The 21,038-nt window shown below is 54.1% G+C and carries 26 protein-coding genes and 1 tRNA gene; 14 read left to right on the forward strand and 13 right to left on the reverse strand.

The features are described 5' to 3' along the window. Window positions 1-71: 71 nt before the first annotated feature. Window positions 72-1,061, forward strand: a complete 990-nt coding sequence (locus tag ABF979_RS12325; RefSeq protein ID WP_202206313.1) for a ferritin-like domain-containing protein — start codon at window positions 72-74, stop codon at window positions 1,059-1,061. 176 nt (window positions 1,062-1,237) lie between these two features. On the opposite strand, the gene recA is transcribed toward ABF979_RS12325, so the two are convergent. The 7 genes from recA to flgB all read right to left on the reverse strand — a co-directional run bounded on the left by recA (window position 1,238) and on the right by flgB (window position 5,790). After that, window positions 1,238-2,275 (reverse strand): recombinase RecA, encoded by a 1,038-nt coding sequence (recA, locus tag ABF979_RS12330; protein ID WP_202206314.1) that lies wholly within the window; start codon window positions 2,273-2,275, stop codon window positions 1,238-1,240. Window positions 2,276-2,472: 197 nt separating this feature from the next. Beyond that, window positions 2,473-3,549 carry a flagellar biosynthesis protein FlhB gene (locus tag ABF979_RS12335; protein WP_415560132.1) on the reverse strand — a complete coding sequence of 359 codons (1,077 nt, stop codon included), beginning with the start codon at window positions 3,547-3,549 and terminating at the stop codon, window positions 2,473-2,475. 3 nt (window positions 3,550-3,552) lie between these two features. Continuing rightward, a complete protein-coding gene (locus ABF979_RS12340) occupies window positions 3,553-4,380 on the reverse strand; it encodes a flagellar biosynthetic protein FliR (RefSeq protein WP_415560134.1) in 828 nt (275 codons plus the stop codon). After that, the gene (locus ABF979_RS12345) at window positions 4,377-4,649 is read right to left on the reverse strand and encodes a flagellar biosynthetic protein FliQ (RefSeq protein WP_046900071.1); all 273 of its coding nucleotides are present in this window, start codon (window positions 4,647-4,649) and stop codon (window positions 4,377-4,379) included. The genes ABF979_RS12340 and ABF979_RS12345 overlap by 4 nt, the downstream gene beginning before the upstream one ends. A 3-nt stretch (window positions 4,650-4,652) precedes the next feature. Next, window positions 4,653-4,973, reverse strand: a complete 321-nt coding sequence (locus ABF979_RS12350; protein ID WP_046900070.1) for a flagellar hook-basal body complex protein FliE — start codon at window positions 4,971-4,973, stop codon at window positions 4,653-4,655. Between the two features lie 3 nt (window positions 4,974-4,976). After that, window positions 4,977-5,384: a flagellar basal body rod protein FlgC gene (flgC, locus tag ABF979_RS12355; protein WP_046900069.1), complete on the reverse strand. Its 408-nt coding sequence runs from the start codon at window positions 5,382-5,384 to the stop codon at window positions 4,977-4,979. A gap of 13 nt (window positions 5,385-5,397) precedes the next feature. After that, the gene (gene flgB / locus ABF979_RS12360) at window positions 5,398-5,790 is read right to left on the reverse strand and encodes a flagellar basal body rod protein FlgB (protein WP_046900068.1); all 393 of its coding nucleotides are present in this window, start codon (window positions 5,788-5,790) and stop codon (window positions 5,398-5,400) included. Window positions 5,791-5,997: 207 nt separating this feature from the next. Between flgB and ABF979_RS12365 the strand changes: the two genes are divergently transcribed. After that, on the forward strand, window positions 5,998-6,291 hold the full coding sequence (locus ABF979_RS12365) for a hypothetical protein (protein WP_415560136.1): 294 nt from the start codon (window positions 5,998-6,000) through the stop codon (window positions 6,289-6,291). Beyond that, window positions 6,288-7,025 carry a flagellar type III secretion system pore protein FliP gene (fliP, locus tag ABF979_RS12370; RefSeq protein ID WP_415560138.1) on the forward strand — a complete coding sequence of 246 codons (738 nt, stop codon included), beginning with the start codon at window positions 6,288-6,290 and terminating at the stop codon, window positions 7,023-7,025. The genes ABF979_RS12365 and fliP overlap by 4 nt, the downstream gene beginning before the upstream one ends. Here the strand turns inward: fliP and ABF979_RS12375 are convergent, their stop codons facing one another. Then, window positions 7,026-8,420, reverse strand: a complete 1,395-nt coding sequence (locus tag ABF979_RS12375) for a gamma-glutamyltransferase (protein WP_415560140.1) — start codon at window positions 8,418-8,420, stop codon at window positions 7,026-7,028. 200 nt (window positions 8,421-8,620) lie between these two features. On the opposite strand from ABF979_RS12375, the gene ABF979_RS12380 reads away from it, so the two are divergent. The 4 genes from ABF979_RS12380 to folE all read left to right on the forward strand — a co-directional run bounded on the left by ABF979_RS12380 (window position 8,621) and on the right by folE (window position 12,009). Further along, window positions 8,621-9,385, forward strand: a complete 765-nt coding sequence (locus ABF979_RS12380; protein ID WP_167386101.1) for a DsbA family protein — start codon at window positions 8,621-8,623, stop codon at window positions 9,383-9,385. Between the two features lie 328 nt (window positions 9,386-9,713). Beyond that, a complete protein-coding gene (gene folP, locus ABF979_RS12385; protein WP_415560142.1) occupies window positions 9,714-10,478 on the forward strand; it encodes a dihydropteroate synthase in 765 nt (254 codons plus the stop codon). After that, window positions 10,475-11,362 carry a 2-amino-4-hydroxy-6-hydroxymethyldihydropteridine diphosphokinase gene (gene folK, locus ABF979_RS12390; protein WP_415560143.1) on the forward strand — a complete coding sequence of 296 codons (888 nt, stop codon included), beginning with the start codon at window positions 10,475-10,477 and terminating at the stop codon, window positions 11,360-11,362. Before folP ends, folK begins: the two co-directional genes overlap by 4 nt. A gap of 8 nt (window positions 11,363-11,370) precedes the next feature. Next, on the forward strand, window positions 11,371-12,009 hold the full coding sequence (folE, locus tag ABF979_RS12395; protein WP_415560145.1) for a GTP cyclohydrolase I FolE: 639 nt from the start codon (window positions 11,371-11,373) through the stop codon (window positions 12,007-12,009). Between the two features lie 6 nt (window positions 12,010-12,015). Here folE and ABF979_RS12400 read toward each other — a convergent pair whose 3' ends face one another. Genes ABF979_RS12400 through queE form a run of 3 tightly spaced genes read right to left on the reverse strand, consistent with a single transcriptional unit; the run spans window position 12,016 to window position 13,885 of the window. Beyond that, window positions 12,016-12,549: a 6-pyruvoyl trahydropterin synthase family protein gene (locus tag ABF979_RS12400; RefSeq protein WP_415560147.1), complete on the reverse strand. Its 534-nt coding sequence runs from the start codon at window positions 12,547-12,549 to the stop codon at window positions 12,016-12,018. Next, complete coding sequence (gene queC, locus ABF979_RS12405; protein ID WP_064273714.1) at window positions 12,546-13,247, reverse strand: 7-cyano-7-deazaguanine synthase QueC; 702 nt, start codon at window positions 13,245-13,247, stop codon at window positions 12,546-12,548. The genes ABF979_RS12400 and queC overlap by 4 nt, the downstream gene beginning before the upstream one ends. Next, window positions 13,244-13,885, reverse strand: coding sequence for a 7-carboxy-7-deazaguanine synthase (gene queE / locus ABF979_RS12410; RefSeq protein ID WP_415560149.1), 642 nt, complete (start codon window positions 13,883-13,885; stop codon window positions 13,244-13,246). Before queE ends, queC begins: the two co-directional genes overlap by 4 nt. A 122-nt stretch (window positions 13,886-14,007) precedes the next feature. On the opposite strand from queE, the gene ABF979_RS12415 reads away from it, so the two are divergent. Continuing rightward, window positions 14,008-14,847 carry an ABC transporter permease gene (locus tag ABF979_RS12415; protein WP_415560151.1) on the forward strand — a complete coding sequence of 280 codons (840 nt, stop codon included), beginning with the start codon at window positions 14,008-14,010 and terminating at the stop codon, window positions 14,845-14,847. 4 nt (window positions 14,848-14,851) lie between these two features. Next, window positions 14,852-15,616, forward strand: a complete 765-nt coding sequence (locus ABF979_RS12420; RefSeq protein WP_202206328.1) for an ABC transporter ATP-binding protein — start codon at window positions 14,852-14,854, stop codon at window positions 15,614-15,616. Between the two features lie 11 nt (window positions 15,617-15,627). Here the strand turns inward: ABF979_RS12420 and ABF979_RS12425 are convergent, their stop codons facing one another. Further along, on the reverse strand, window positions 15,628-15,870 hold the full coding sequence (locus ABF979_RS12425) for a hypothetical protein (RefSeq protein ID WP_415560153.1): 243 nt from the start codon (window positions 15,868-15,870) through the stop codon (window positions 15,628-15,630). Window positions 15,871-16,060: 190 nt separating this feature from the next. Then, window positions 16,061-16,137: transfer RNA gene (locus ABF979_RS12430), tRNA-Asp, on the reverse strand. Between the two features lie 207 nt (window positions 16,138-16,344). Here ABF979_RS12430 and ABF979_RS12435 point away from each other — a divergent pair. From ABF979_RS12435 to ABF979_RS12455, 5 genes are all read left to right on the forward strand, one after another. Then, the gene (locus ABF979_RS12435; RefSeq protein ID WP_415560155.1) at window positions 16,345-17,301 is read left to right on the forward strand and encodes a retroviral-like aspartic protease family protein; all 957 of its coding nucleotides are present in this window, start codon (window positions 16,345-16,347) and stop codon (window positions 17,299-17,301) included. A 256-nt stretch (window positions 17,302-17,557) separates the two neighbouring features. Next, entirely contained in the window at window positions 17,558-18,901 is a 1,344-nt protein-coding gene (locus ABF979_RS12440; protein WP_415560157.1) for a methyl-accepting chemotaxis protein, read from the forward strand. Next, window positions 18,901-19,170 carry an STAS domain-containing protein gene (locus ABF979_RS12445; protein WP_215749166.1) on the forward strand — a complete coding sequence of 90 codons (270 nt, stop codon included), beginning with the start codon at window positions 18,901-18,903 and terminating at the stop codon, window positions 19,168-19,170. Before ABF979_RS12440 ends, ABF979_RS12445 begins: the two co-directional genes overlap by 1 nt. Then, complete coding sequence (locus ABF979_RS12450) at window positions 19,167-19,526, forward strand: response regulator (protein ID WP_215749164.1); 360 nt, start codon at window positions 19,167-19,169, stop codon at window positions 19,524-19,526. The genes ABF979_RS12445 and ABF979_RS12450 overlap by 4 nt, the downstream gene beginning before the upstream one ends. Then, on the forward strand, window positions 19,523-21,038 hold a 1,516-nt coding region (locus tag ABF979_RS12455; protein ID WP_415560160.1), incomplete at its 3' end, for a chemotaxis protein CheA. The genes ABF979_RS12450 and ABF979_RS12455, both read left to right, overlap by 4 nt.

Consider the following 21,038-nt stretch of genomic DNA (forward strand, 5'->3'; position numbering starts at 1 on the left):
CGCCCGCCCTGAAGTAAAACTATAAGCGCCCAGGGGCCCGGCGGGCCGCAGGGCACGCCGCGAAGACTATCATGAAAAGCCTGGCCGAAATCTATTCCCACCTTCCCGACGCACCGTCGGAGAAGACGCTTGAGCGCGTCGATTATGAAGCGCGCCACTGGAGCAGCCCGATCAAAGGGCCTCTCAAGCCGGGAACGGAAGAGCACAAGAAGGCTGTCGCGCAGATGTTCCGCGACACGTTCAATCCATACAAGCCTTCGGTCATTGACTGGCCGGAACTTGATCCGGAAACGCTGCATCGCATTACGTCCCTGCCAATCTGGGATATTGCTGTTCAGACTGAAGGCAAGGCACGCCTCCGTATGGCCGCTTATGCGGCGATGATTGATGACCCGGACATGAAGGACGCTCTGTCCCGCAATGCCTGGGAAGAAAATCGCCATAAGGAAGTTCTGACCAAGCTGGTTGAAGCCTACAAAATTCCGATGGCGCCTGAGCCTCCCTATGTGGAGCCGAAAGACACGGAATGGGCCTACCTGGTGACGGGCTTCTCTGAATGTGTGGACAGTTTCTTCGCCTTTGGCCTGTTTGCCTTGGCTGAGCGCGCAGGACTCTTCCCGCCGGAACTGATCGAGACATTTGAGCCTGTGATGCAGGAAGAATGCCGCCACATTCTGCTGTTTGCGAACTGGCTGGCCTGGCATCGGGCAACAATGCCGTTCTGGAAGCGCCCATGGTTTGAAGCGCGTGTTATCGGCGTCTGGATCTTCCTGGCGTATGAGCGCATGGGCTTGGCGCGCAGCATCGACGAAAGCGGTGAAGAGCACACGCAGGACAATAATTTCACCGTCACTGGGGCCAAGGACATGACGAATATGGACGTCAATGTTCCTGACCTAATGCAGCTTTGCCTTGATGAGAATGACCGCCGCTTTGCTGGCTATGATCCGCGGTTGCTTCGGCCGACCACTACCCCTGCTATCGCGAGAGCGATTATCAAGGGAGCAAAGACATGGGCATGTCTGCGCAGCAAACTATGTCCCGTGAAGTCTGCTGCCTGAAATAATTTTTGGAACTTCGGCACGGTAAAAGGATCAGGTTCGCCTGATCCTTTTTTTATGTCCTGATTAAGCTTAGTCGTTCGTGGTTGGGGAAGGGGCAATGAGGTGCGGGCTTCTGCGCCTCGACGAAAAGTCAAAAAAAAGAGGCCCCTTGTTGGAGCCTCTTTTTGCGGAAATCAGTCTGCAGTTGATGCGTCGTCGTCACTCTCTGGGCCTGTCATCATGGCTTCTGCCACGACCCCGGCTTCAGCACGGACACGCCGTTCGATTTCCTGCGCCATTTCAGGATGGTCTCGCAGGAACTGCTTGGCGTTTTCACGTCCCTGACCAATGCGCTGGCTATCGAAAGAGAACCATGCGCCTGATTTCTCGACGATGTTCGCTTTCACGCCCAGATCAAGAAGCTCACCGACCTTGCTGATGCCTTCACCGTACATGATGTCGAACTCAACCTGACGGAACGGCGGGGCCATCTTGTTCTTGACCACTTTGACGCGCGTCTGGTTTCCAACGACTTCATCCTTGTCCTTGATGGAGCCGATGCGTCGGATATCAAGACGAACGGAAGCGTAGAACTTCAACGCATTACCGCCGGTTGTGGTCTCCGGGTTGCCGAACATCACGCCGATTTTCATGCGGATCTGGTTCAGGAAGATGACCAGTGTGTTCGATCGTGAGACGGTTCCGGTGAGCTTGCGCAGGGCCTGGCTCATGAGGCGGGCATGAAGGCCGACATGACTATCGCCCATGTCACCTTCGAGTTCTGCCCGGGGGACCAGTGCTGCCACGGAGTCCACAACCAGAACATCAATGGCGCCGGAACGAACCAGCGTATCGACGATTTCCAGCGCCTGCTCACCGGCATCCGGCTGGCTCAGCAGAAGGTCATCGACGTTGACGCCGAGCTTCTTGGCATATCCAGGGTCAAGCGCATGTTCCGCATCGATAAAGGCGACCGTACCGCCCTTTTTCTGTGCTTCAGCCAGAACATGCAGTGCCAGCGTGGTTTTGCCCGAGCTTTCCGGCCCATAAATCTCGACAACGCGGCCGCGGGGCATGCCGCCAATTCCGAGGGCGATATCAAGCCCCAGTGAACCGGTTGAAATGACGTCAGCCTGCTCTTTCGGGCGCTGGCCCATCCGCATGATCGACCCTTTGCCGAACGCACGCTCGATCTGGCTGAGAGCGCCTTCAAGCGCCTTGGTCTTGTCCATTCAATCCTCGTAATCGTTCATGGCTGGTGGGTAGGAACACGATAGACCTTGCCACGCCCTCCGCATAGGAGGGCACCTCTCACCGGAGAGAATTTCGTCGTGTTCTGAGGTGTCGTGTTCACAAATGTTCTGGTCACCATATCATGAGAACAAGAGGCTTCGCCAAGGGGGTAGCGTCAGAAAAAAGAAGATTCTTTTTATCTGATCGGAGAATGGTTGCCCGCTGGCCTTCTGAGTTTCCACACATAAGCAATGACTGCGGCCACGACCTTGAAATGCTCTGCCGGAATTTCACTCTCGAGAGGCAAGGGATAAAGAGCGCGGGCCAAAGGAGGATTCGCTACGATGGGTACGCGATGGTCCTGTCCTAGTTCGCGAATGCGCGCGGCTACGTCGTCAACACCTTTGGCAACGATCTTAGGGGCACTTGATGCCCCCTTTTCATAAACAAGTGCGACGGCATAGTGCGTTGGATTGGTCACAATGACCGTAGCGGTTTTTACGGCGTCCATCATGCGCTGCCTGGCTACCTTGGCGCGCATGGCTTTCAGTTTTCCTTTAACGTGCGGATCGCCTTCAGTATTTCGGTATTCTTCCTTGAGCTCTTCCCGGCTCATTTTGAGTTTGGCTGTATGCCGAAATCGCATCCAGAAGATGTCGCCTCCAGCAATCACAAGTTGAGCCAAAATCATGCCTGTGGCGCCACTGAGCCCCAGACGAATAACAGTCGTCAGAATGGCGCTTGCGTTGAGGCCTGTCATACTCCGGGCGTCAGGGATAATGCCTTTCGCCAGGTGCCAGAGTACGGTTACGAAAATCAGCAGTTTGACGAGCGCTTTGCACGTATCCGGCAAGGTCCCGCCGCCCAAAATCCTCTTTAGACCTCCCATAGGAGAGGCGCGGGACATCTTGGGGAGTAATGATCCGGGATGAATCAGAAAGCCGGTTTGCAGGAAGCCCACACCGAGCGTGAGTGCCGTGATGAGCCCCGCTACGGGAAGGGCGAGTGCAAGCCCTGCGGTAATGGTGTGTTGTGTTGTGGAAAGTAGGCCGCCCTGTACCATCGAAATGGTTCCGGCATTGTCCATGAGACTTTTCATGCTGTGCACAAAGTTGGGCACCAAAAACGGCAGAAGCGCGAAAATACCCAGGAGGCCACCGAGCAGGACAGTAAAGCTCATGGCTTCTCGAGAAAGAACGATTTGTCCGTCGTCTCGGGCTTTCTGGAGCCTTTGTTGCGAAGGCGCTTCTGTTCTGTCTTCCGCGTCTGCCACGCGTTAAAGCCCCGGCAGTGCGCGGAGCACATCAAAAGCTTGTCCTTGCCAGACTGTCAGCATGGCCTGAAGTGTTAACCCCAGGAGCGTAATGCCTCCCAACATTTGTAAGGGGTTCGCGGCATTATAAATCTGCAGATTGGGGAGCAGCCTCGTCATGATCCCGAGCATCATTTCCCAGATAAGCGACAGGATCAGAAATGGAGCACTGAGTTCCAAGCCAAGAGTGAAAGCCTTGCCCGTCATCTGAATAATAGTGCAAGCGGCATCTCCCAGAATGGGCCAGTGTGGAACTGCAGAATGGTTTATGAGCGCCCCTCCCGGCGGAATGAGGCTGTAGCTGCCAATCACTGCGTGAATTGGCAGAAGGTAGGCACCGGTGATCAACAGGATCAGAGGGGCGAGCAGATTCATGAAGCGTGCGGGCGCTGAGCTACTGGAGCCAAGGTCGGGGTCTGGCTGGAGCACGCTGGAAATACCGATGAACATGGCGATCATCTGACCAGCAATAGGGAGCGCCATCGTAATCAGGCGTGCAATCCATCCGATCAGCAGGCCAGCGAAGAGCTCCACAGATATCATTCCTGCGAGTGCTATCGGGCCGAGCGTGTCGAGCTGCGAAGTGTTGAGCAGAGGGAGGACCAAGGGAAGGATCAGAAAGGTAAGCGTCAGGGCAACTCCTGCTCTGATCATCATGGGGAGCGACTGTTCCCCCAACCCTGGCATCACCATGACCGTTGCACCCGTTCGGCAAAGAACCAGCACAAACGCCAAGGCCCATTCTGTCAGAGCTTGTCCTGACAGATCCGTTGGAAAAGGAAACGATGTCACGTTGTTCCGACGAGAATGAGCTGATCAAACAGATGTCGGGTGAACGTCAGCAGGGTTGCCGTCATGAAGGAGCCTGCCATCATCATGACAACACCGATGGCGATCACTTTGGGGACAAAGGACAATGTGCTCTCATTCAGCTGCGTGACGGCTTGAAAGAGTGACACCAACAGACCAACGGCCAGCGCAGTGAGGAGAGCCGGAGCGCTCAGTTTGAGGGCGACAATGAAGGTCTGCTCCAGAATGGCGCCCAGATCGATTGCCTGCATTGGTCAGATCGTCATTTTCATAACGTCCTGATACGCCTGCACCATTCGGTCTCGAAGGACCGTGGACGTTTGAAGCGCGAGCTGGGCGTTGGATACGGCTGTGACGATCTGGGTCATGTCCCCGCCGCCATGCAGTCCGGCAGCAGACTGTGCTTCTGCATCATGGCCAGTGTTGATGACGCTGCTGACGGCCTGCGACATGACAGAGCCGAAATCGCCCGAGGCAGCCGTGCCATCAGGAACGTCGTCCGTCACTCCTGTCTGAAAGCGGCTCTGCAGGCTTTGGGCGTATGCGCTATGCGCTTGGGAGAGGGACGTAATCATGAGTTATTTCAACAGGTCCAGTGTGCGGGACAGCATGGTACGGGTGCTTTGCATGGTGTTGAGGTTGGCTTCGTACGAGCGTTCGGCTTCGCGCATGTCCATCATCTCCACCATTGAATCCACGTTGGAAATTTTCACATAGCCCTGTGCATTGGCCGCTGGATGAGACGGGTCATACTTCGTCTGGAAGTCAGACATGTCCCGGCCGATTTCCTGCACATCGACGGTGGAGCGATCCGTGTCGTTGTCCACGTGTTCTGCGAAAGTGATGGTTTTTCGTCGGTAGGGATCCGCGCCGGGTGTGGAGCCTGTCGTGTCTTGGTTGGCAAGGTTTTCGGCCACAATCCGCAGACGCTGGGCCTGAGCATCCATCCCGCTGGCAGAAATACCGATGGTGTTGGAGAGGTTCATGGGTCAGCTCCCCTTATTTGCCGAGAACTGTCTGGAACATGCTCATGTATTTTCCGTAGATATTGACTGCGAGATGCTGCTGGTCGCTCACGTCTGCCACCTGTTCCATCTGCTGATCGAGGGAAACCTGGTTGCCATCCAGAGACTGCTCGGTTTCAACGTCTTGCACATGCGTGACGGAGGCTGATGAGCCTATATGTTGAGGCTGCGTCGCCGTGGGCGTGATCTCGAACTGGCTTAATGCCGCTTCAAAAGGGGAGACATCCTTGGGCGTGTAATCAGGGGTATCTGCATTGGCGATGTTACCTGCAAGAACCTGCTGACGCGCCTGAAGCCAGTTCAGACGGTCCTGACCAAGGGCAAACAGGTTTGTGCCACTGGTCGCTGTGGTGTCCGTGTTGCGCATTGCTGCAGTTTCCCTCCATGCAGAACCCTGTTTCGGCCCGATAGAGTTGATCATGGCGGAAAAGTGCTTAATGAATGGTTGATACCATCCATGATTCTCCGGCCGCCGATGATAATCGGGGGCGTGATGAGCAGAATTCCAGCCGCTATTAGGCGTCTATTAATCTTTGTCCGGCATTCTTTTCCAAAGTGAAGGAAATACGGTGCCATGACCCTCCATGACGGTTTAACTGCCTGTTCGGCGTTAATGTTCATAATAGTGCTTCTTGTCGGTCTGAAGCCTTTGCTGAAGGCCGTCCGCTCTCGCCAGGGAGGGCATGGAAAGCCCGGTGAGGGGCTGTCTCTTGTGGGGCAGATGGCCTTGGATCGCACTCGGCGACTTTCAGTCATACGGTATGGTAGCCGTGAGGTTCTGGTTTTGACTGGTGGCAGTCAGGATGTGCTGCTGGAATGGCATGGTGACAGAGCCAGTTTTGCTGCAGCACTGGAGGAGGCTTCGTGAAGTCCTGCTTTCTCCTGTTTGCGCTCCTGCTCTGTCTGTTGTGCCCGCATTTGGCATATGCTCAGGCCGTCAGTATTGATCTGGGGCAGTCCGGCGGGGCTGGAACGACCAGCAGGCTGGTGCAGCTTAGTGCTCTCATCACCGTTTTGTCGCTTGCCCCCAGTCTTCTGGTGATGGTGACAGCCTTTACGCGGATCGTAATTGTGTTGTCGCTGCTGAGAAGCGCACTCGGCGCTCAGGGCACGCCGCCGAACACCGTTCTGATCGGGTTGGCGCTTTTTCTGACGTTATTTGTGATGCAGCCTACGCTTCAGAAATCCTGGGATACAGGCGTTGCTCCCATGATGGCGGGGCAGGTTGGTGAGATGGAAGGGCTAAGCCGGTCTGCGCAGCCTTTTCACGATTTCATGGCGGCGACGGCGCGGCCAGCAGACATTTCAACCTTTTTGAATATTGCCCATGAAAAACCACCTCAAAAGATTGAGGACACACCATGGCGTGTTCTGGTGCCTGCATTCATGATTGGAGAATTGAGGCGCGGTTTTGAAATGGGGTTTCTGCTGTATCTGCCATTCCTCGTCATCGATCTCGTTGTGTCGAGTGTCTTGATGAGCCTTGGTATGATGATGCTCCCCCCCAGCACAGTGTCTTTGCCATTCAAACTGATCTTCTTTGTGATCGTCGATGGCTGGTCACTGGTGGCGGGGAGCCTTGTAAGAAGCTTTACCGGGTAATCAGTTCGTTGTTCCGGCGGCAAGGCCTGCGCCGCGCGGATCGGTGTTTCCGTGGCAGTTATTGCCGCCTGTGCATGTTACGGCATTGACGCGACCTGAGCCAGAATGGGCAATTTCTGCCCCCTGAGTTGCAGCCCGTGCCGCATCGCCCACAGCATCCGCAGCGTCATTCTGGCCAGATGCCGCAATCGCAGCCTTCAATCCGCGACGGTCTCTCAGAATTGCCGCTGCGAGGAGGGGGCGAGGTGTCGTGGCGGGAGATGCACCAAGCACGATGCCAGTGCTGCCAGCGATACGGCCTGTTCCAAACAGATTGTTCTCGCTCAGGCTGCAAGCAACGGCCATGCCATTACGGTCCGTGACGACAAAGGATGTGGAGGCTGGAAGTGCAGGAAGCGTGTCGCTGCCCGTCTTGCCGTTATCCAGAGCCGCCTGTGCGGCAGCGACATCCGTTGCGCCCGAAGCGCGCCAGGCGCTGACAGCACCTTGGGCCGATGAACCGGTTGTATAGCGAATGGCTGCGCCAAGGCCCCCATCAGCGGGTGGGGCAAGGAACGAAGCGCTGATGCCGTTGGCTTGTGTGGTAAGAGCAACCGTCTCAACCGGCAGCGTTCTGCGTAGATCGCTGGTGTTGAGGCCCCCACCAGCTTTTTGAGCAGCCGTACTGTAAACGTCTGCAAGGGCACCATTATACAGATCGCCAATGCCGGCCGAACGGATACGCTCCAGGAAGCCAGCCAGGCGAGGCTGGATCAGATTATCACCAGACGCCAAGGTTCCTGCTTCGCCACGTCCGAAAATAGCGCGGGCATTCTCGTCAGCCAGAAGGGCCGTCCGCACAACTGCCAGATCGGAGGCGAGGGCGCGACTGACGGTAATGCCGTTGCTGGCAAGGTTCATCGAGGGGGCGATCAGGTCGTTGAACTCAACCGAGCCATAATGGTGATGGATCAGGAACAGGCCGCGAAGCGTAGCGGGACTAGATGCCGGGCGATTGCCGCCCACACTGCTGCCAGCGGCGGGCAGGAAACTGATGCTCTGCGCGGGCGCGCCGGGCTGGGATATGAGGCATGCGCCGCCTCCACCCAGCGATGCGCGGGAAGGAAGGGTCACGCCAAGTGCAATGGCTGTGGCCACTGCCGCGTCGGCAGCATTACCTTTGCGTGCCAGAACGTCATGCCCGACCAGCGCTGCCTGTGGCTCGTCAGCGACGACTGTGCCGATGCTGCCTGTAAGAGCCGGGGCAGGAGCTGTGCCCACGAGGGACGTGAAGCCAGGAATGCTTGAGCAGGCAGTCAGCAGAAGCCCTGAGGCTACCGAAGCCAGAAGGTGGAACGACACGCGGCTTGCCTTACGGGAGCCGCGGAGGGAAATCTGGTTTCGACGGTGCGCCACCTGGCGTTTCTCCACTATCTGGTCTCGGATCCGGCAGGTGAGATGCTCTCTGTATAGAGAGACCCCACATTCAGTTTGCTCAGTCATAACGGTAATCCCTCTGTTGTGGGAGAGGTGTTGGTCGCTTCTCTTTGTGACAGTCTTTCATTAATGGCCGCGGACAGTTACGGTGCCGCGTCTTCTGCAATCCGGAGCCTTCTGTGAAACATCGCCTGTCCGCAACGGTTTTTGCCGTTTTTGCTGCGCTTTCTTCCTACGGGAATGCTGCGATGGCTGCTTCGGGAAGCCCCTCAGAAAACTTTACGCCTGCACAGCGTGCTGAAGTGGTTCAGATCCTTCGGCAGGCTCTGAAAGAAGATCCTTCCATTCTGACGGATGCCATCCGCTCCCTGCGAGAGAAAGCGGAGCAGCAGAAGCAGGATTCGGCTCTTGAGGCTGTCAAAACGCATCTGCATGACTTGCAGACGGCTCCTGACTATGCTGTTCGCGGTAATCCGCACGGAAAAATTACCGTGGTGGAATTCTTTGATCCGCGCTGCTCGTATTGCCGGGCCATGATGCCGGAAGTTGATCGTTTTCTGGCCCGTCATCCAGATGTCCGTCTGGTTGAAAAGGTTATTCCAGTTCTGGGAAGCGGAAGCGTGCTGGATAGCCGGGCCATTTTCGCTGCCAGCGCGCAGGGGAAATATGATGTGATGCGTCAGGCCCTGATGGCGGATACTACCAAGCCGACCATGGAACGGATCACGGAGCTTGCGAAGGCAAACGGACTAGACGCCGATCGCCTGAAAGCAGACATGAGCTCGCCTGCAACTGTCGCTCTGATTACGACCAATCTGGATCAGGGGCGTGCGATCAATCTTGACGGGACGCCGACGTTTATTTTCGGTTCGGCTGCCGTTGCTCCAGGTGCTCTTAATGAAGAGCAGATGGAAGCCTTCCTAGAGCAGGCTAGAAAATCCTGACTCCTTAAGAGAAGCTCTTCGGAGCCGGAAGGACCATCGCCGGGAATGTGAAAAGCGTAAATTTCGGATCCCAATTGGTGCCGTAATTGAATGCCATATGAACATGGAGGCGTTCTCGTGAAGATCGTCTTCCATGTAGCAAGGCGGAAACTTCGCCACTGTCCGTTCACATGCGGGCGGACTACGATGCAGGTCTCTTACAGTTGAAGAAGCTGGGATTCTCCGGCTCTTCTCGCACCAAGGTATATCGAAACTGTTCTCTCTGTTTCCGTCTGAAAGTATCCCTTCACGTCTTTCTGGCTCCCCTTCAGGAAGACAGCCCTTATTGATGGGTATCCTGAATGTTACGCCGGATTCGTTCTCTGATGGCGGTCATTTTCAGGCCCCGGAAACAGCGCTGGCACACGCTCGGGCCATGCTCACTGATGGCGCCGACATTCTGGATATCGGGGCGGAGTCAACGCGACCCGGTTTTCGCTCAGTACCGGCGGATGAGGAGTGGGCACGGCTTGAGCCGATTATTAACCGTCTTGCGCCTGAGGGTGTTCCAATCTCGGTCGATACAACGAAAGCTGTGGTCGCTCGGAAAGCCCTTCAGGCCGGGGCGCGGGTCATTAATGACGTCTGGGGCTTTCAGGCCGATCCAGATATGGCGTTCGTGGTGGCAGACAGAGGCGCCTCGGCGGTTCTCATGCACAATCGGCACGATTGCGATGATCAACTGGACCTACTGGCGGACTGGCGCCGGTTTTTTGATCATTCACTCAATCTGGCTGAGAAGGCCGGGGTAAAGAAAGACTTCCTGATTCTGGACCCGGGAATTGGTTTTGGAAAAACACAGGATCAGAACGTCCAGGCAGTGACTTCCCTGGGTATCCTGAAACAGGAGTATGGTTTGCCTGTTCTTCTGGGGCTCTCCCGAAAGTCTATGTTTGGGTATCTGCTAGGGCGTCCTGTAGACGAACGGCTGGCGGGAACCCTGGCTGCTAATCTTTTCGGCGCAGATGCTGGTGCCGACATTCTGCGTGTTCATGACGTTCGGGAGCATGCAGACGCGCTGGCAATGCGCCAGATCCTGAAGGACTGTAAATGATTACCGCCCCGCTGACTGCCGTCTTTGTTCGGGATCTTTGTCTGTTCGGCTATCATGGCGTGTTGCCGGAAGAGAACCGGATCGGGCAACGCTTCATCATTGATATCGAGATTCGTGCAGATCTCTCAGGGGCTATCGAAACAGACGATTACCTTCAGGCCGTCTGCTACGGCACTTTGTGCGATATCGCTTCTGACATCGTGACCGGAAAGCCCATGGGCCTGATAGAGGCCCTGGCGGGACGGATTGCTGATGAGGTTTTGAGGCGTCTGGGGCGTGTTGAGCAGGTTCTTGTGACCGTGCGCAAGCCTTCTGCACCCGTGCCCTATCCTGTATCGGAAACCGCGACGACAGTTGAGCGCCAGCGGGTTCATGAGGTTGCGTTCTCGCTGGGCGCCAATCTGGGGGACCGTGAGGCAATTCTGACAGCCGCAACAGATTGCCTGTCTCTAGAGAGCGGCTTGCAGCTTCTGAACGTCTCGTCCCTGTACGATAGTGCACCGTGGGGTGGGATCGATCAGCCGGGATTCGTCAATCTGTGTGTAACGGGTCAGACAACGCTGCGTCCTCATGCAGTGCTGGCGATTTGTAAGCGGATTGAGCGGGAGTTGGGTCGGCTACCGGGTATCCGCTGGGGCGCGCGGGCCATCGATATTGATCTTCTTCATTATGATGAATGCAGTATTTCTGATCGTGTTTTGACGCTGCCGCATCGTCATCTGTTTGAGCGGGCCTTTGTTCTCGAACCTCTGGCGGAAATAGCGGCAGAGCGTGTGATTGGTGGACGTCGGGTGGCGGACGCGCTAGCAGTCCTGCCTCGAACCAGCGGAGATGTGACCCGGCGTGACCCGGATCGTGCCGCTTCGGGGAACGAAGGAGCCTGAAACCCGACATGACTGACCGGAACGCCACGGCTGCAAAAGCCAGCAATGAAGACCTGCGCCCGCTCGAAGGCTTGTCTCGGCCTGCCGATGCGCAGGAGCGGATTGCAGGCGCAGTTCGTATAATTCTGGAAGCGCTCGGGGAAAATCCGGAGCGCGAGGGCTTACATGACACGCCTCAGCGCGTGGCAAAGATGTATCTGGAAGTGTTCGAAGGTCTGTATGAAGACCCGCGCGATCATCTGAAGACGCAGTTCTCAGCAGACCAGCATCATGGTGCTGTTATCGTCAAAGATATCCATTTCCATTCCATGTGTGAGCATCACCTTCTTCCGGTGCACGGTAAGGCGCATGTGGCCTATCTGCCGGCAGGCGGGCGTTTGACGGGTCTTAGTAAGCTGGCGCGCGTTGTGGAAGGTTTTGCTCGACGTCCCCAGTTGCAGGAGCGCCTAACCGATCAGGTCGCGCAGGCCATGGAAGATGTGCTGGCGCCGGAAGCTGTTCTCGTTGTGATTGAAGCCGAGCATATGTGCATGAGCATGCGCGGTGTACGCTCGCCTGGTTCCACTACGGTTACAATGATTGCCCGTGGAACCTGGAAGCATGACCATGCAGCCCGCATGGAGATCCTGTCTCTTCTGCGAAGCTGAAAGGCTTTAAAGATCCGATATGCTCATGTCTGCCCGGTTCCACCAGCAGGCGTGGGCAGCGCGCTCGACTTGCGGAAGATAGAATGAGGGATCGCCTCTGAGCTTGACCGTGTTGGTCGGGGTTTCTTCAAGCTCAATTTCATGAACACGAAGCTTTCCGCCCTGATCGGCCAGAATGGCTGTCAGCTTGGCAAGCAGAAGCGCGGTCACGACTTCGGTCGTAGGGTCGCCTGGCGTGACGACGATCCTGCGTGCGCGTTCAGGCTCGTGATCCCGGAACCATGCAAGCAACGGGTCTTGCTCCGATAGCTGCAAAGCATGGTCGAGACTGTTGTCTATGAAATCATGCCAACGGGTTTTGGCCTCTGCAAATGGCAGGATCATGTTCTGGTGACCATCCAGCCGTTTCTCGTCGACGGGCCGGAGTGTCACCTTCACATATTCATTATGCCCATGGGGAACCGCACACTTTTCACTGGTGCCAGTAATAAGCCTGTGGCCCATGCAGAAACGGCGCGTAAAGACGAGTTCTGCGGTCATGCTTTGCTCTCGCAATAACGGCGCCAGCCTTCAGCACGGAGCTGACAGGCCGGGCATGTGCCGCAGCCATAACCCCAGGCGTGCTGATGTGTGCGATCTCCCATATAGCAGGAGTGGCTCTCCTGATTGATAAGATCCACGAGCGCTTTTCCGCCAAGTTCTTCCGTCAGATCCCAAGTCTGGGCTTTGTCGATCCACATTAAGGGCGTGTGCAGCACAAAGCGCTGGTCCATGCCCAGGTTCAGGGCAACCTGCAGTGCTTTGATCGTATCGTCGCGGCAGTCGGGGTAGCCCGAATAATCGGTTTCACAGACGCCCGTAACGATATGCTTGACGTTGCGACGATAAGCCAATGCGGCTGCGAACGTCAGGAAGATCAGGTTGCGACCTGGCACAAAGGTATTGGGCAGACCACTTTCGTTGAAGCCAATTTCGGCTTCTCGGGTCAGAGCGGTCTCGGACAGGGCGCCAAGGGATGCCAGATCAATGGTATGATCTTCACCCAGCCTTGCTTTCCATTCTGCAGAATGGGCTGCCATCTGCGCGCGCAGGGTGTCACGGCACTCAAGCTCGACAAGATGTCGTTGTCCGTAAGCGTAACCTACCGTCTCAACACGATCGAAACGGGAGAGAGCCCAGGCGAGGCAGGTTGCTGAATCCTGGCCGCCAGAAAACAGGACGAGGGCGGCGTTGCTCATGGAATTCCGATCATCTTGTGAGTTTGCAGGGAAAGGCGCCAGCGCGGATGTGCCAGACAATACGCAACAGCAGCCTGCGTGTTCTCCAGGCGGTTAGGTCCATCCATTGGCTGCAACCAGAAGTGCTGAAAGGACAGCGTGTCGAACAGTTCAGGTGGAAGCTCGATCTGTGGATATACGAGCTTCAGTTCCGAGCCATTTTTCTGAATTAGTGCGCCACCCGGTTTAGGGCTGACACAGATCCAGTCGATCCCGTTCGGTGCGGCGATTGTTCCGTTGGTTTCAACGGCAATCTCAAACCCGCGTGCCTTCACGGCAGCAATCAGTTCCGCATCCAACTGGAGAAGTGGCTCCCCACCCGTGAACACAACATAACGGCGGCCCGAAGCATCAGCGACGCTTTGCCAGCATTGTTCGATCGTATCCGCCAGAGTGGCAGCGTCCTGAAAGCGCCCGCCTCCTTCACCGTCGGTTCCAATAAAATCCGTGTCGCAGAAGCGGCATGCTGCCGTTTCACGGTCCTGCTCTCGGCCTGACCACAGGTTGCACCCGGCAAACCGGCAGAATACCGAGGCGCGACCCGTCTGCGCACCCTCTCCCTGGAGGGTGACGAACATTTCCTTCACAGCATAAGACATGACCGCAGCATTTCGGCGAGGACGCGGCCAGATGCAAGGGAAAACATTCTTTTATCTGCGGACAGGCGTTTCGACGGCCCGCAGGGGTGGGCAGAAACGTCTTTCATGGTAGGGAGAAGCCCATGGAAGACAGCAACTCCCGTACTCCCATACTCGATCTGGCTCCGCAGAAGGGATTCGGCCGCATCCGGGCCGCATTGGATGACCTGAAGGCCGGCTTTCGGCTGCTGCCACTGGCTGTTGCTCTTGGCTGGCTGGACATCAAGCTTCGTTATCGCGGGTCAGTGCTGGGGCCATTCTGGCTGACACTTTCGACCGCAATCATGACGGCAGCCATGGGGGTGGTCTACGGCTATCTTTTCCATATGGATCTGCCGCATTACCTGCCATTCCTGTCGCTTTCAATTGTATTGTGGGGATATATCAGCGGCGTCATCAACGATGCTGCGACGGCCTTTACGCAGAGTACATCGCTGTTTCATGCCAGACGGATTCCCGCCACGCTGCCGGTCATTCGACTGATTGTCCGGAACGTGCTGATGTTGCTCCACAACGTTGTTGTCATTGTCGTTGTGTTCGGCATCTATCACGTTTGGCCGAAGCACAGCTGGAGCCTGCTGCTGAGTGCGCCGCTCTGGCTGCTGGACAGCTTTTCGATCATTCTGCTGATTGGGATGCTTGGGGCGCGTTTTCGAGATATCGCACCCATCATGGCTTCACTGTTGCAGATCTTCTTTTTCGTCACACCCGTGATCTGGAAGCCAGATCTGATCTATGTGGGACGTCAGTACCTTCTTTTGGATCCGTTCTACCCCATTTTGGAAATCATGCGTGGCCCATTGATGGGATACGAAGTTCGGCCCGTCCTCTGGTATGCTGCAATCGGGCAGGGCATTCTTCTTTGGGGGGGCGCCGCTGCGCTGTTCTGTCGTATGCGCGCCCGTATTCCGTACTGGATCTGATAGAATGCCAAGTATTGTCGTTGATCAGCTTCGGATCGATTTTCCCTTGTATCATGGGCAAAGCCGCTCGTTGAAGCGGCATGTCGGGGACAAGCTTTCCAGTTTTCGTCCCGGCTCTCCGGCGGCACATCTGGTGCAGGATGGCCGGGAGCGGACCATTGTCAGTGTGTTGCAGGATATCAGCTTTAGTCTTGCCCCCGGCGAGCGGCTGGGTCTGATTGGACGCAATGGCGCGGGCAAAACCACGCTTCTCCGTGCGCTTGCAGGCATCTACGAACCTGTACAGGGGCGTGTCCGGCTGGAAGGCTCGATTGGGACGCTGCTGGATAGCAGTCTTGGCATGAACACAGAATTGACTGGGCGTGAGAATATCCGCCTGTTCGGCCTGCACGGCGGTCTTTCCAAGCAGCAGACGGCTCAGTTGGATCGGGATGTTGAGGCATTTGCAGATCTGGGCAGCTATATGGATATGCCTGTCAAAGCCTACAGTTCAGGAATGACGGTTCGCCTGGCTTTTGGTTTGGCAACGGCCATGACGCCACAAATTCTTCTGATGGATGAATGGTTTTTGGCTGGCGATGGTGCCTTTATGAACAAGGCAAGAGAACGGCTGGAAGGCATGGTCCAGCATGCAGACATTCTTGTGATTTCGACCCATCAGCCAGACATCATGCGGAAATGGTGCACACGGGTTATCTGGCTGGAAAATGGGAAGATCCGGATGGATGGTCCTCCAGATGAGGTGCTGGAAGTTTATCTGACGGCCTGATTGCCTTGGGATCAGGCCGTAATATCCAGGTCCCTGTGGTTGTCTGTAGCGTCAGACGGGCTGTTCGTCGTTGTTTCAGAAATGATATTGCCCGAAGAATCCGTAATCGTGGTGGTGACAGAGCCATCGGCGTTTGTCGTCGTGGTTGTCTCTTCGGCCGAAGAGGAGGGCGTCGTGTTCGAGCTCTGCTTCGCGGCTGTGCCATAGAGCGTCGATAGATTGGAAACTGCGCCAAGAGAGGAGATGGAAGACATAAATTGCATCCTGCAAAGATGAGGGATGCTTAGAATGTCTGCCTCGCCGGTTAAGGATTTCTTACGAAACCGATGGCTCTTTGTAGCCAAGCGTAACACTTCTTTCCGTATACGAAAAAAACGGAAAAGCTCTATGCTTGATAAAGATAAAATTTTTAGGGGGAGTTAATCAGCGCCACTCTTTGAAGAGTGGCGCGAGTGACGGGGCTCGAACCCGCGACCTCCGGCGTGACAGGCCGGCGCTCTAACCAACTGAGCTACACCCGCAAATCGCTTTAGGCGATTTTTGGACCGTCCGTTCGGGGCCGTGTTGGCTTCCTCTCGGTCGGTGGCGGTGATTTAGCAGTGTGCTCTGGGGGTGGCAAGAGCGTTTTTTTAAAAAATGCTTTTTTCGAGCAAAAAAAATGACTTGCAGGAAAAACGTGAGGTGCAAACAGTGTAACTGTTTGAAACGTTTGGTGGATGTGTGCCGGAATGTGGGTGTTGAAGCGACTGGGAGCCATTGGGCTGCTTGCTGTGGCTCTGTCGGCTTGTGCGCCGACGGGGCCGCATCAATGTAAGCTGTATATCAGCGGCGTCATGCCAATCATTAATAGCTCGGGATCTCCGATTGTCAGAGCTGGTATCAACGGTCACCCAGCTGCACTCATCATCGATACGGGGGCTGCCACGTCGGTTATTGGAAGCTCCTACATTTCGCCCCTTGGACTGGAAGTTATGGGCCCAGTGGGCACTATGACGGGCGTGGGGGGCAGCGAGCTTGTCCAAGCTGTTATGATCAAAAGCTTGGAAATGGGGCCTTCCAGCGCCAGAAATATTGTCACCATTGCAGGTGGAAAATTCGGGGAGAAAGCTGACGGCCTTCCGGTGGTGGGTCTTTTCGGGCAGGAGTTTCTTGCCAATTACGACACAATCGTCGACATGCCTGATCATGTTGTCCAGTTGGTTCGCACCGAAGACTGCGCGTTTGCGACGCCAGGATGGGAAGGCACAATCCACAAAATTCCTGTCACCCATTCAGCTAATGATGGGTTAAAAACAAGGCTGCAGATCAAGATCAATGGCAAATCAGCCGATGCTGTTCTGGATACCGGCGCCTCTTCCAGCCTTGTGACAATGAGCGTTGCACGGAGGGCAGGGGTCACTCGAGCGATGCTGAGTAACGATCCTGTCTTTCCTGGTTATGGTGTTACCCGCGAACCGATAAAAATTTATCGACATCTCTTCTCTACGTTGGAGGTGGGAGATATCGCATTCAAGAATATCAGGCTGGATGTCGTTGAAAGCCTTCCGGGCAGTGAGGCTCTTCTTGGGAGTGATTTCCTGAAACACTATCGGCTCTGGATTTCTCGAGATGATTATCTTTACGCTCAGCACGATAAAGACATCCCTGCTGGAGAGGCGGATCAGAGTGCGGATCGACAGCCCTAACTCTGAAATATCCGGAAAGTGCTGTTAACGGAGTATCAATCAGTCACGGGTAAGACAGTCCTTCATGTCCTTTGTGCTGTGCACGGTGGGGGCAGGTTCTGTTTTGACTGGGTGATCTGGAATGTCTTTCTCACGCGAGCCCGTAAGCACTAAAAGCAGCGGCGTAACTCCAGCGCTGCTGTGGATAGGTCTGCTGTTCCCCATGCTGCTTCTTTGTTGTGCGGCATATTGGCGTGTGCGAGGAATAGCAGGAAGCGTGACAGGCAACAGGCTCTTCGAGTTCCTTGCGCCTGACGCCTTAATTTTCCTTGGCATAAGCCTCTCCAGTACCCTGATTTTCTTTGCAGTCTTTCGTCCAGCTCAACAGCTTGCACAGGCTGCGCATCAACTTGCAGATCAAAGCATTCCTACCTCTATAACGGTTCCAGCTCTTGATGGAGTGCGCGAGCGTTTTCAACGTCTTCAAACTGATCTGGAGAGAAGTCAGAGGCAGGTTGCTGAAGCGCAGACTTCCGCCCGTCATGCTCAGGAAGAAGCCAGTCGGTCACAAAGCGAGGCGATGACTGAAGCCCGCTCGCGCGATGAAATGATCGAGGTGCTCGGGAGTGCCTTGAAAAACCTCAAAGCAGGGCGTCTTGACCAGAAACTGGAAGAGGCTTTCCCGGAAAAATACGAACGGTTGCGGCGAGATTTCAATGAGACACTTGCGGACCTTCAGAAGATCCTGGTGTCTCTAAACGATAGTGTAGGAACGATTTCTTCTGGATCTGCCGAGATTGCTTCTGCCGCCGATGACCTCGCCCGTAGAACGGAACAGCAAGTCAGTCGTCTTGAGGAGACAACACACTCCGTTGGCAGCGTGACCGAGACAGTCAAGAAGACTGCGGATGCGGCGATGCACGCGAGTATTGTCGTTACCCAGACGCGGGAGCGAGCTGAGAGCTCGCGTGAAATCATGGCTGCTGCAACGGCTGCGATGCTGGATATTCAACAATCGTCCAAGCAAATTGGTCAAATTTTGGGACTGATTGACGACATTACGTTCCAGACAAATCTCTTGGCATTAAATGCAGGTGTCGAGGCGGCACGGGCGGGAGAGGCAGGGAAGGGATTTGCTGTTGTCGCCACAGAGGTCCGGGCTCTTGCACAGAGATCAGCCAGTGCAGCGAAAGATATCAAAAATCTGATTACATCCAGCACTCAACAAGTCGGCAAAGGGACAGCACTCGTTCAGGAAACTGGTGCAGCAATGAAGACGATCATTGAGAATGTCGGCGAAATCAGTGTCCTGATCGGGGAAATTGCGACTGCAGCGCAAAGCCAGGCAAATGACCTCTCTGAGATAAGTCTGGCCGTAAATCAGATGGACCAGAATACTCAGCAGAATGCTGCGATGGTCGAGCAAGCGACCGCAGCAAGTCATAACCTTAGTGAAGAAGCCAAGGAGCTGGTGCAGATTGTCCATCATTTTCATGTTGGGGAGCGTGACTTGATCGGAACCGGACGCCATCAGACCGACTATAATTTGGTGCCATCGTCACCACTATTCTCGACGGATGATTTTCAAACATCTGATGAAGGCTGGGAGGAATTTCGTTAATGGCGGCGCTTTGTCTCCCAGAAGATATGGGGACTGTATTTGCGGTAACGCTTTTGCAGGAGCTTAGAGAGCAATCGACAGACATTACGTTGAATGCTGGAAGCGTTAAACGCCTGGGAGGACGATGTTTTGAAGTTCTACTTTCAGCTCAGAAGACAGCTCATGCCCGGCAGTCTCGTTTTCTAATCCAAAACCCATCAGCCGAATTCACGCAAGCATTGGAAACGATGGGTGGAACCTTCTTGCTAGAAGAAGGCGATACGCCATGAATATTATGATCGTTGATGATTCCAGAACAATCCGGGATCTTTTGCGGAATGTACTGCAGTCGGCAGGGCATATCGTTTGTCTGGCAGAAGATGGTGTGGATGCTCTGGCACAATTAGTAGAGTTTGATCCGAATATTATTATTACAGACCTGAATATGCCACGGATGAATGGACTGGAGCTTGTCAGAAAGCTGCGTCTTGAAAAGAAAACACAATATTTACCAATACTTTTTTTAACGACCGAAGGAAGTCCAGAGGCTCGGAAGGAAGGTCGTGCAGCTGGCGCGACAGGATGGATAGTAAAGCCATTCACTGCGGACCGTCTGCTTGAGACTATTGAGCGTGTGTCACCATGAGTGAGAATGGCTCTATGGATGAACTGGAAAGCATTCGTCAGGTTTTTTTCGAAGAGTGCGGAGAGCACTTATCTGCACTAGAAAATGAACTTGAGACGTTTAACTCGTCTTCTGAAAAAATTAATACGATTTTTCGGGCTGTTCATTCCATCAAAGGGGGAGCAGGTGCTTTTGGCATGGAAAATTTGGTGCGCGCTGCTCACCTGTTTGAAACAGTCCTTGAGAAAATCCGTTCAGGGCAATGCAGCATCGATCAAGATAAAATCGCAATATTTTTAAAAGCAACGGATTCTTTAGCCGATATTGTCGCTTTTTATCGCTTCGGGACGCCATTACAAAACCAGGATGATGTCTGGAGGGACCTTAGCCTGTGCTTGGAAGATAATTCTGCGTTATGTGCACAGCCAGAACTGAACCCGACCATCCTGGAAGACATAGATGGAATTCATTTTCAGCCTGTTAAGATAGATATCGACGTTCCAGAGGAGAACACCTTCTATATTGAGGTGCAGCCTTTATTTTCGTTGTATTCTCATGGCGACGATGTAAGAAATCTCTTCGAATTTTTACAAAAAAAGGGTTTTCTTTCTGTTGAAGTAGAGCCCCACAAAATTCCATTTTTGGACGCATTCGAGCCGGATGTGACATATTTACAGTGGAATATTACCTTAAAGACTTCTGAGGCCAGGAAAAATATTGAAGAAATATTTGAATGGTCAGGAGAAGATCTTAAAGTAGAATTTGTCGATTTTTTTCATAAGGAAAATACCCAAGAAAAAGTGGCTAACCCGTTTGTGGGAGACGAAAATCTCGAGGGTAGTTCAGTTGTATCGCCTGTAATTTCCCCGACTTCGAAAGCTGAATATAAAGAAAACCCTACAGTTCGTGTTGATACGCGCAGAGTAGATAAACTCGTAGATTTAGTAAGTGAATTGGTTATTAATCAAGGAGCTATTCGCACCCAGATGCAATCATACGGTATCCAGCCAGGTTCTTCGCTCGATGCAGTAATCGCGGAGTTAAATCAACTCACCCACGAATTGCAAGAAAATGTAATGGCGATGCGCGCACATCCTATTAGGACTGTTTTTCAGCGCATGGGAAGAATTGTGAGAGAGACAGCCCGTCTTTCTGGAAAGCAGGTCCTATTGCATATAGAAGGTGAAGAAACAGAAATTGATAGATCAATACTTGAAAAGCTTTTTGATCCATTGATGCATATGGTTCGTAATGCAATAGACCACGGCCTAGAAAATGCAGATGTCAGAAGTATGGAAGGTAAAACATATGAAGGAAATCTCTATTTGAGAGCTTTTCATCATTCTGGCCGCGTTATTATTGAAGTGGAAGATGATGGTTCAGGGTTGGATTGTAAGAAAATTTATAATAAAGCCATTGAAAATAAAGTTATTTTTCCTGGAATTCCTATGGAAAAAGAAGAGATTCAAAATTTAATTTTTTCACCAGGGTTTTCTACAGTCGAAATTGTTTCGGACTTATCTGGCCGTGGTG

The organism is Gluconobacter sp., from assembly GCF_047723935.1.
Lineage (GTDB): Bacteria > Pseudomonadota > Alphaproteobacteria > Acetobacterales > Acetobacteraceae > Gluconobacter.

What these genes read in the sequence shown, in the direction of transcription:
- ABF979_RS12450 (WP_215749164.1), top strand. Translation starts at nt 19,167, where the DNA reads ATGAATATTATGATCGTTGATGATTCCAGAACAATCCGGGATCTTTTG.
- ABF979_RS12350 (WP_046900070.1), bottom strand. Translation starts at nt 4,973, where the DNA reads ATGATTACGTCCCTCTCCCAAGCGCATAGCGCATACGCCCAAAGCCTG.
- ABF979_RS12425 (WP_415560153.1), bottom strand. Translation starts at nt 15,870, where the DNA reads ATGTCTTCCATCTCCTCTCTTGGCGCAGTTTCCAATCTATCGACGCTC.
- queE (WP_415560149.1), bottom strand. Translation starts at nt 13,885, where the DNA reads ATGTCTTATGCTGTGAAGGAAATGTTCGTCACCCTCCAGGGAGAGGGT.
- ABF979_RS12325 (WP_202206313.1), top strand. Translation starts at nt 72, where the DNA reads ATGAAAAGCCTGGCCGAAATCTATTCCCACCTTCCCGACGCACCGTCG.
- ABF979_RS12415 (WP_415560151.1), top strand. Translation starts at nt 14,008, where the DNA reads ATGGAAGACAGCAACTCCCGTACTCCCATACTCGATCTGGCTCCGCAG.
- flgC (WP_046900069.1), bottom strand. Translation starts at nt 5,384, where the DNA reads ATGAACCTCTCCAACACCATCGGTATTTCTGCCAGCGGGATGGATGCT.
- folK (WP_415560143.1), top strand. Translation starts at nt 10,475, where the DNA reads ATGATTACCGCCCCGCTGACTGCCGTCTTTGTTCGGGATCTTTGTCTG.
- ABF979_RS12400 (WP_415560147.1), bottom strand. Translation starts at nt 12,549, where the DNA reads ATGACCGCAGAACTCGTCTTTACGCGCCGTTTCTGCATGGGCCACAGG.
- ABF979_RS12420 (WP_202206328.1), top strand. Translation starts at nt 14,852, where the DNA reads ATGCCAAGTATTGTCGTTGATCAGCTTCGGATCGATTTTCCCTTGTAT.
- ABF979_RS12345 (WP_046900071.1), bottom strand. Translation starts at nt 4,649, where the DNA reads ATGCAGGCAATCGATCTGGGCGCCATTCTGGAGCAGACCTTCATTGTC.
- folP (WP_415560142.1), top strand. Translation starts at nt 9,714, where the DNA reads ATGGGTATCCTGAATGTTACGCCGGATTCGTTCTCTGATGGCGGTCAT.
- ABF979_RS12435 (WP_415560155.1), top strand. Translation starts at nt 16,345, where the DNA reads ATGTGGGTGTTGAAGCGACTGGGAGCCATTGGGCTGCTTGCTGTGGCT.
- recA (WP_202206314.1), bottom strand. Translation starts at nt 2,275, where the DNA reads ATGGACAAGACCAAGGCGCTTGAAGGCGCTCTCAGCCAGATCGAGCGT.
- folE (WP_415560145.1), top strand. Translation starts at nt 11,371, where the DNA reads ATGACTGACCGGAACGCCACGGCTGCAAAAGCCAGCAATGAAGACCTG.
- ABF979_RS12445 (WP_215749166.1), top strand. Translation starts at nt 18,901, where the DNA reads ATGGCGGCGCTTTGTCTCCCAGAAGATATGGGGACTGTATTTGCGGTA.
- queC (WP_064273714.1), bottom strand. Translation starts at nt 13,247, where the DNA reads ATGAGCAACGCCGCCCTCGTCCTGTTTTCTGGCGGCCAGGATTCAGCA.
- flgB (WP_046900068.1), bottom strand. Translation starts at nt 5,790, where the DNA reads ATGCGCAACACGGACACCACAGCGACCAGTGGCACAAACCTGTTTGCC.
- ABF979_RS12365 (WP_415560136.1), top strand. Translation starts at nt 5,998, where the DNA reads ATGACCCTCCATGACGGTTTAACTGCCTGTTCGGCGTTAATGTTCATA.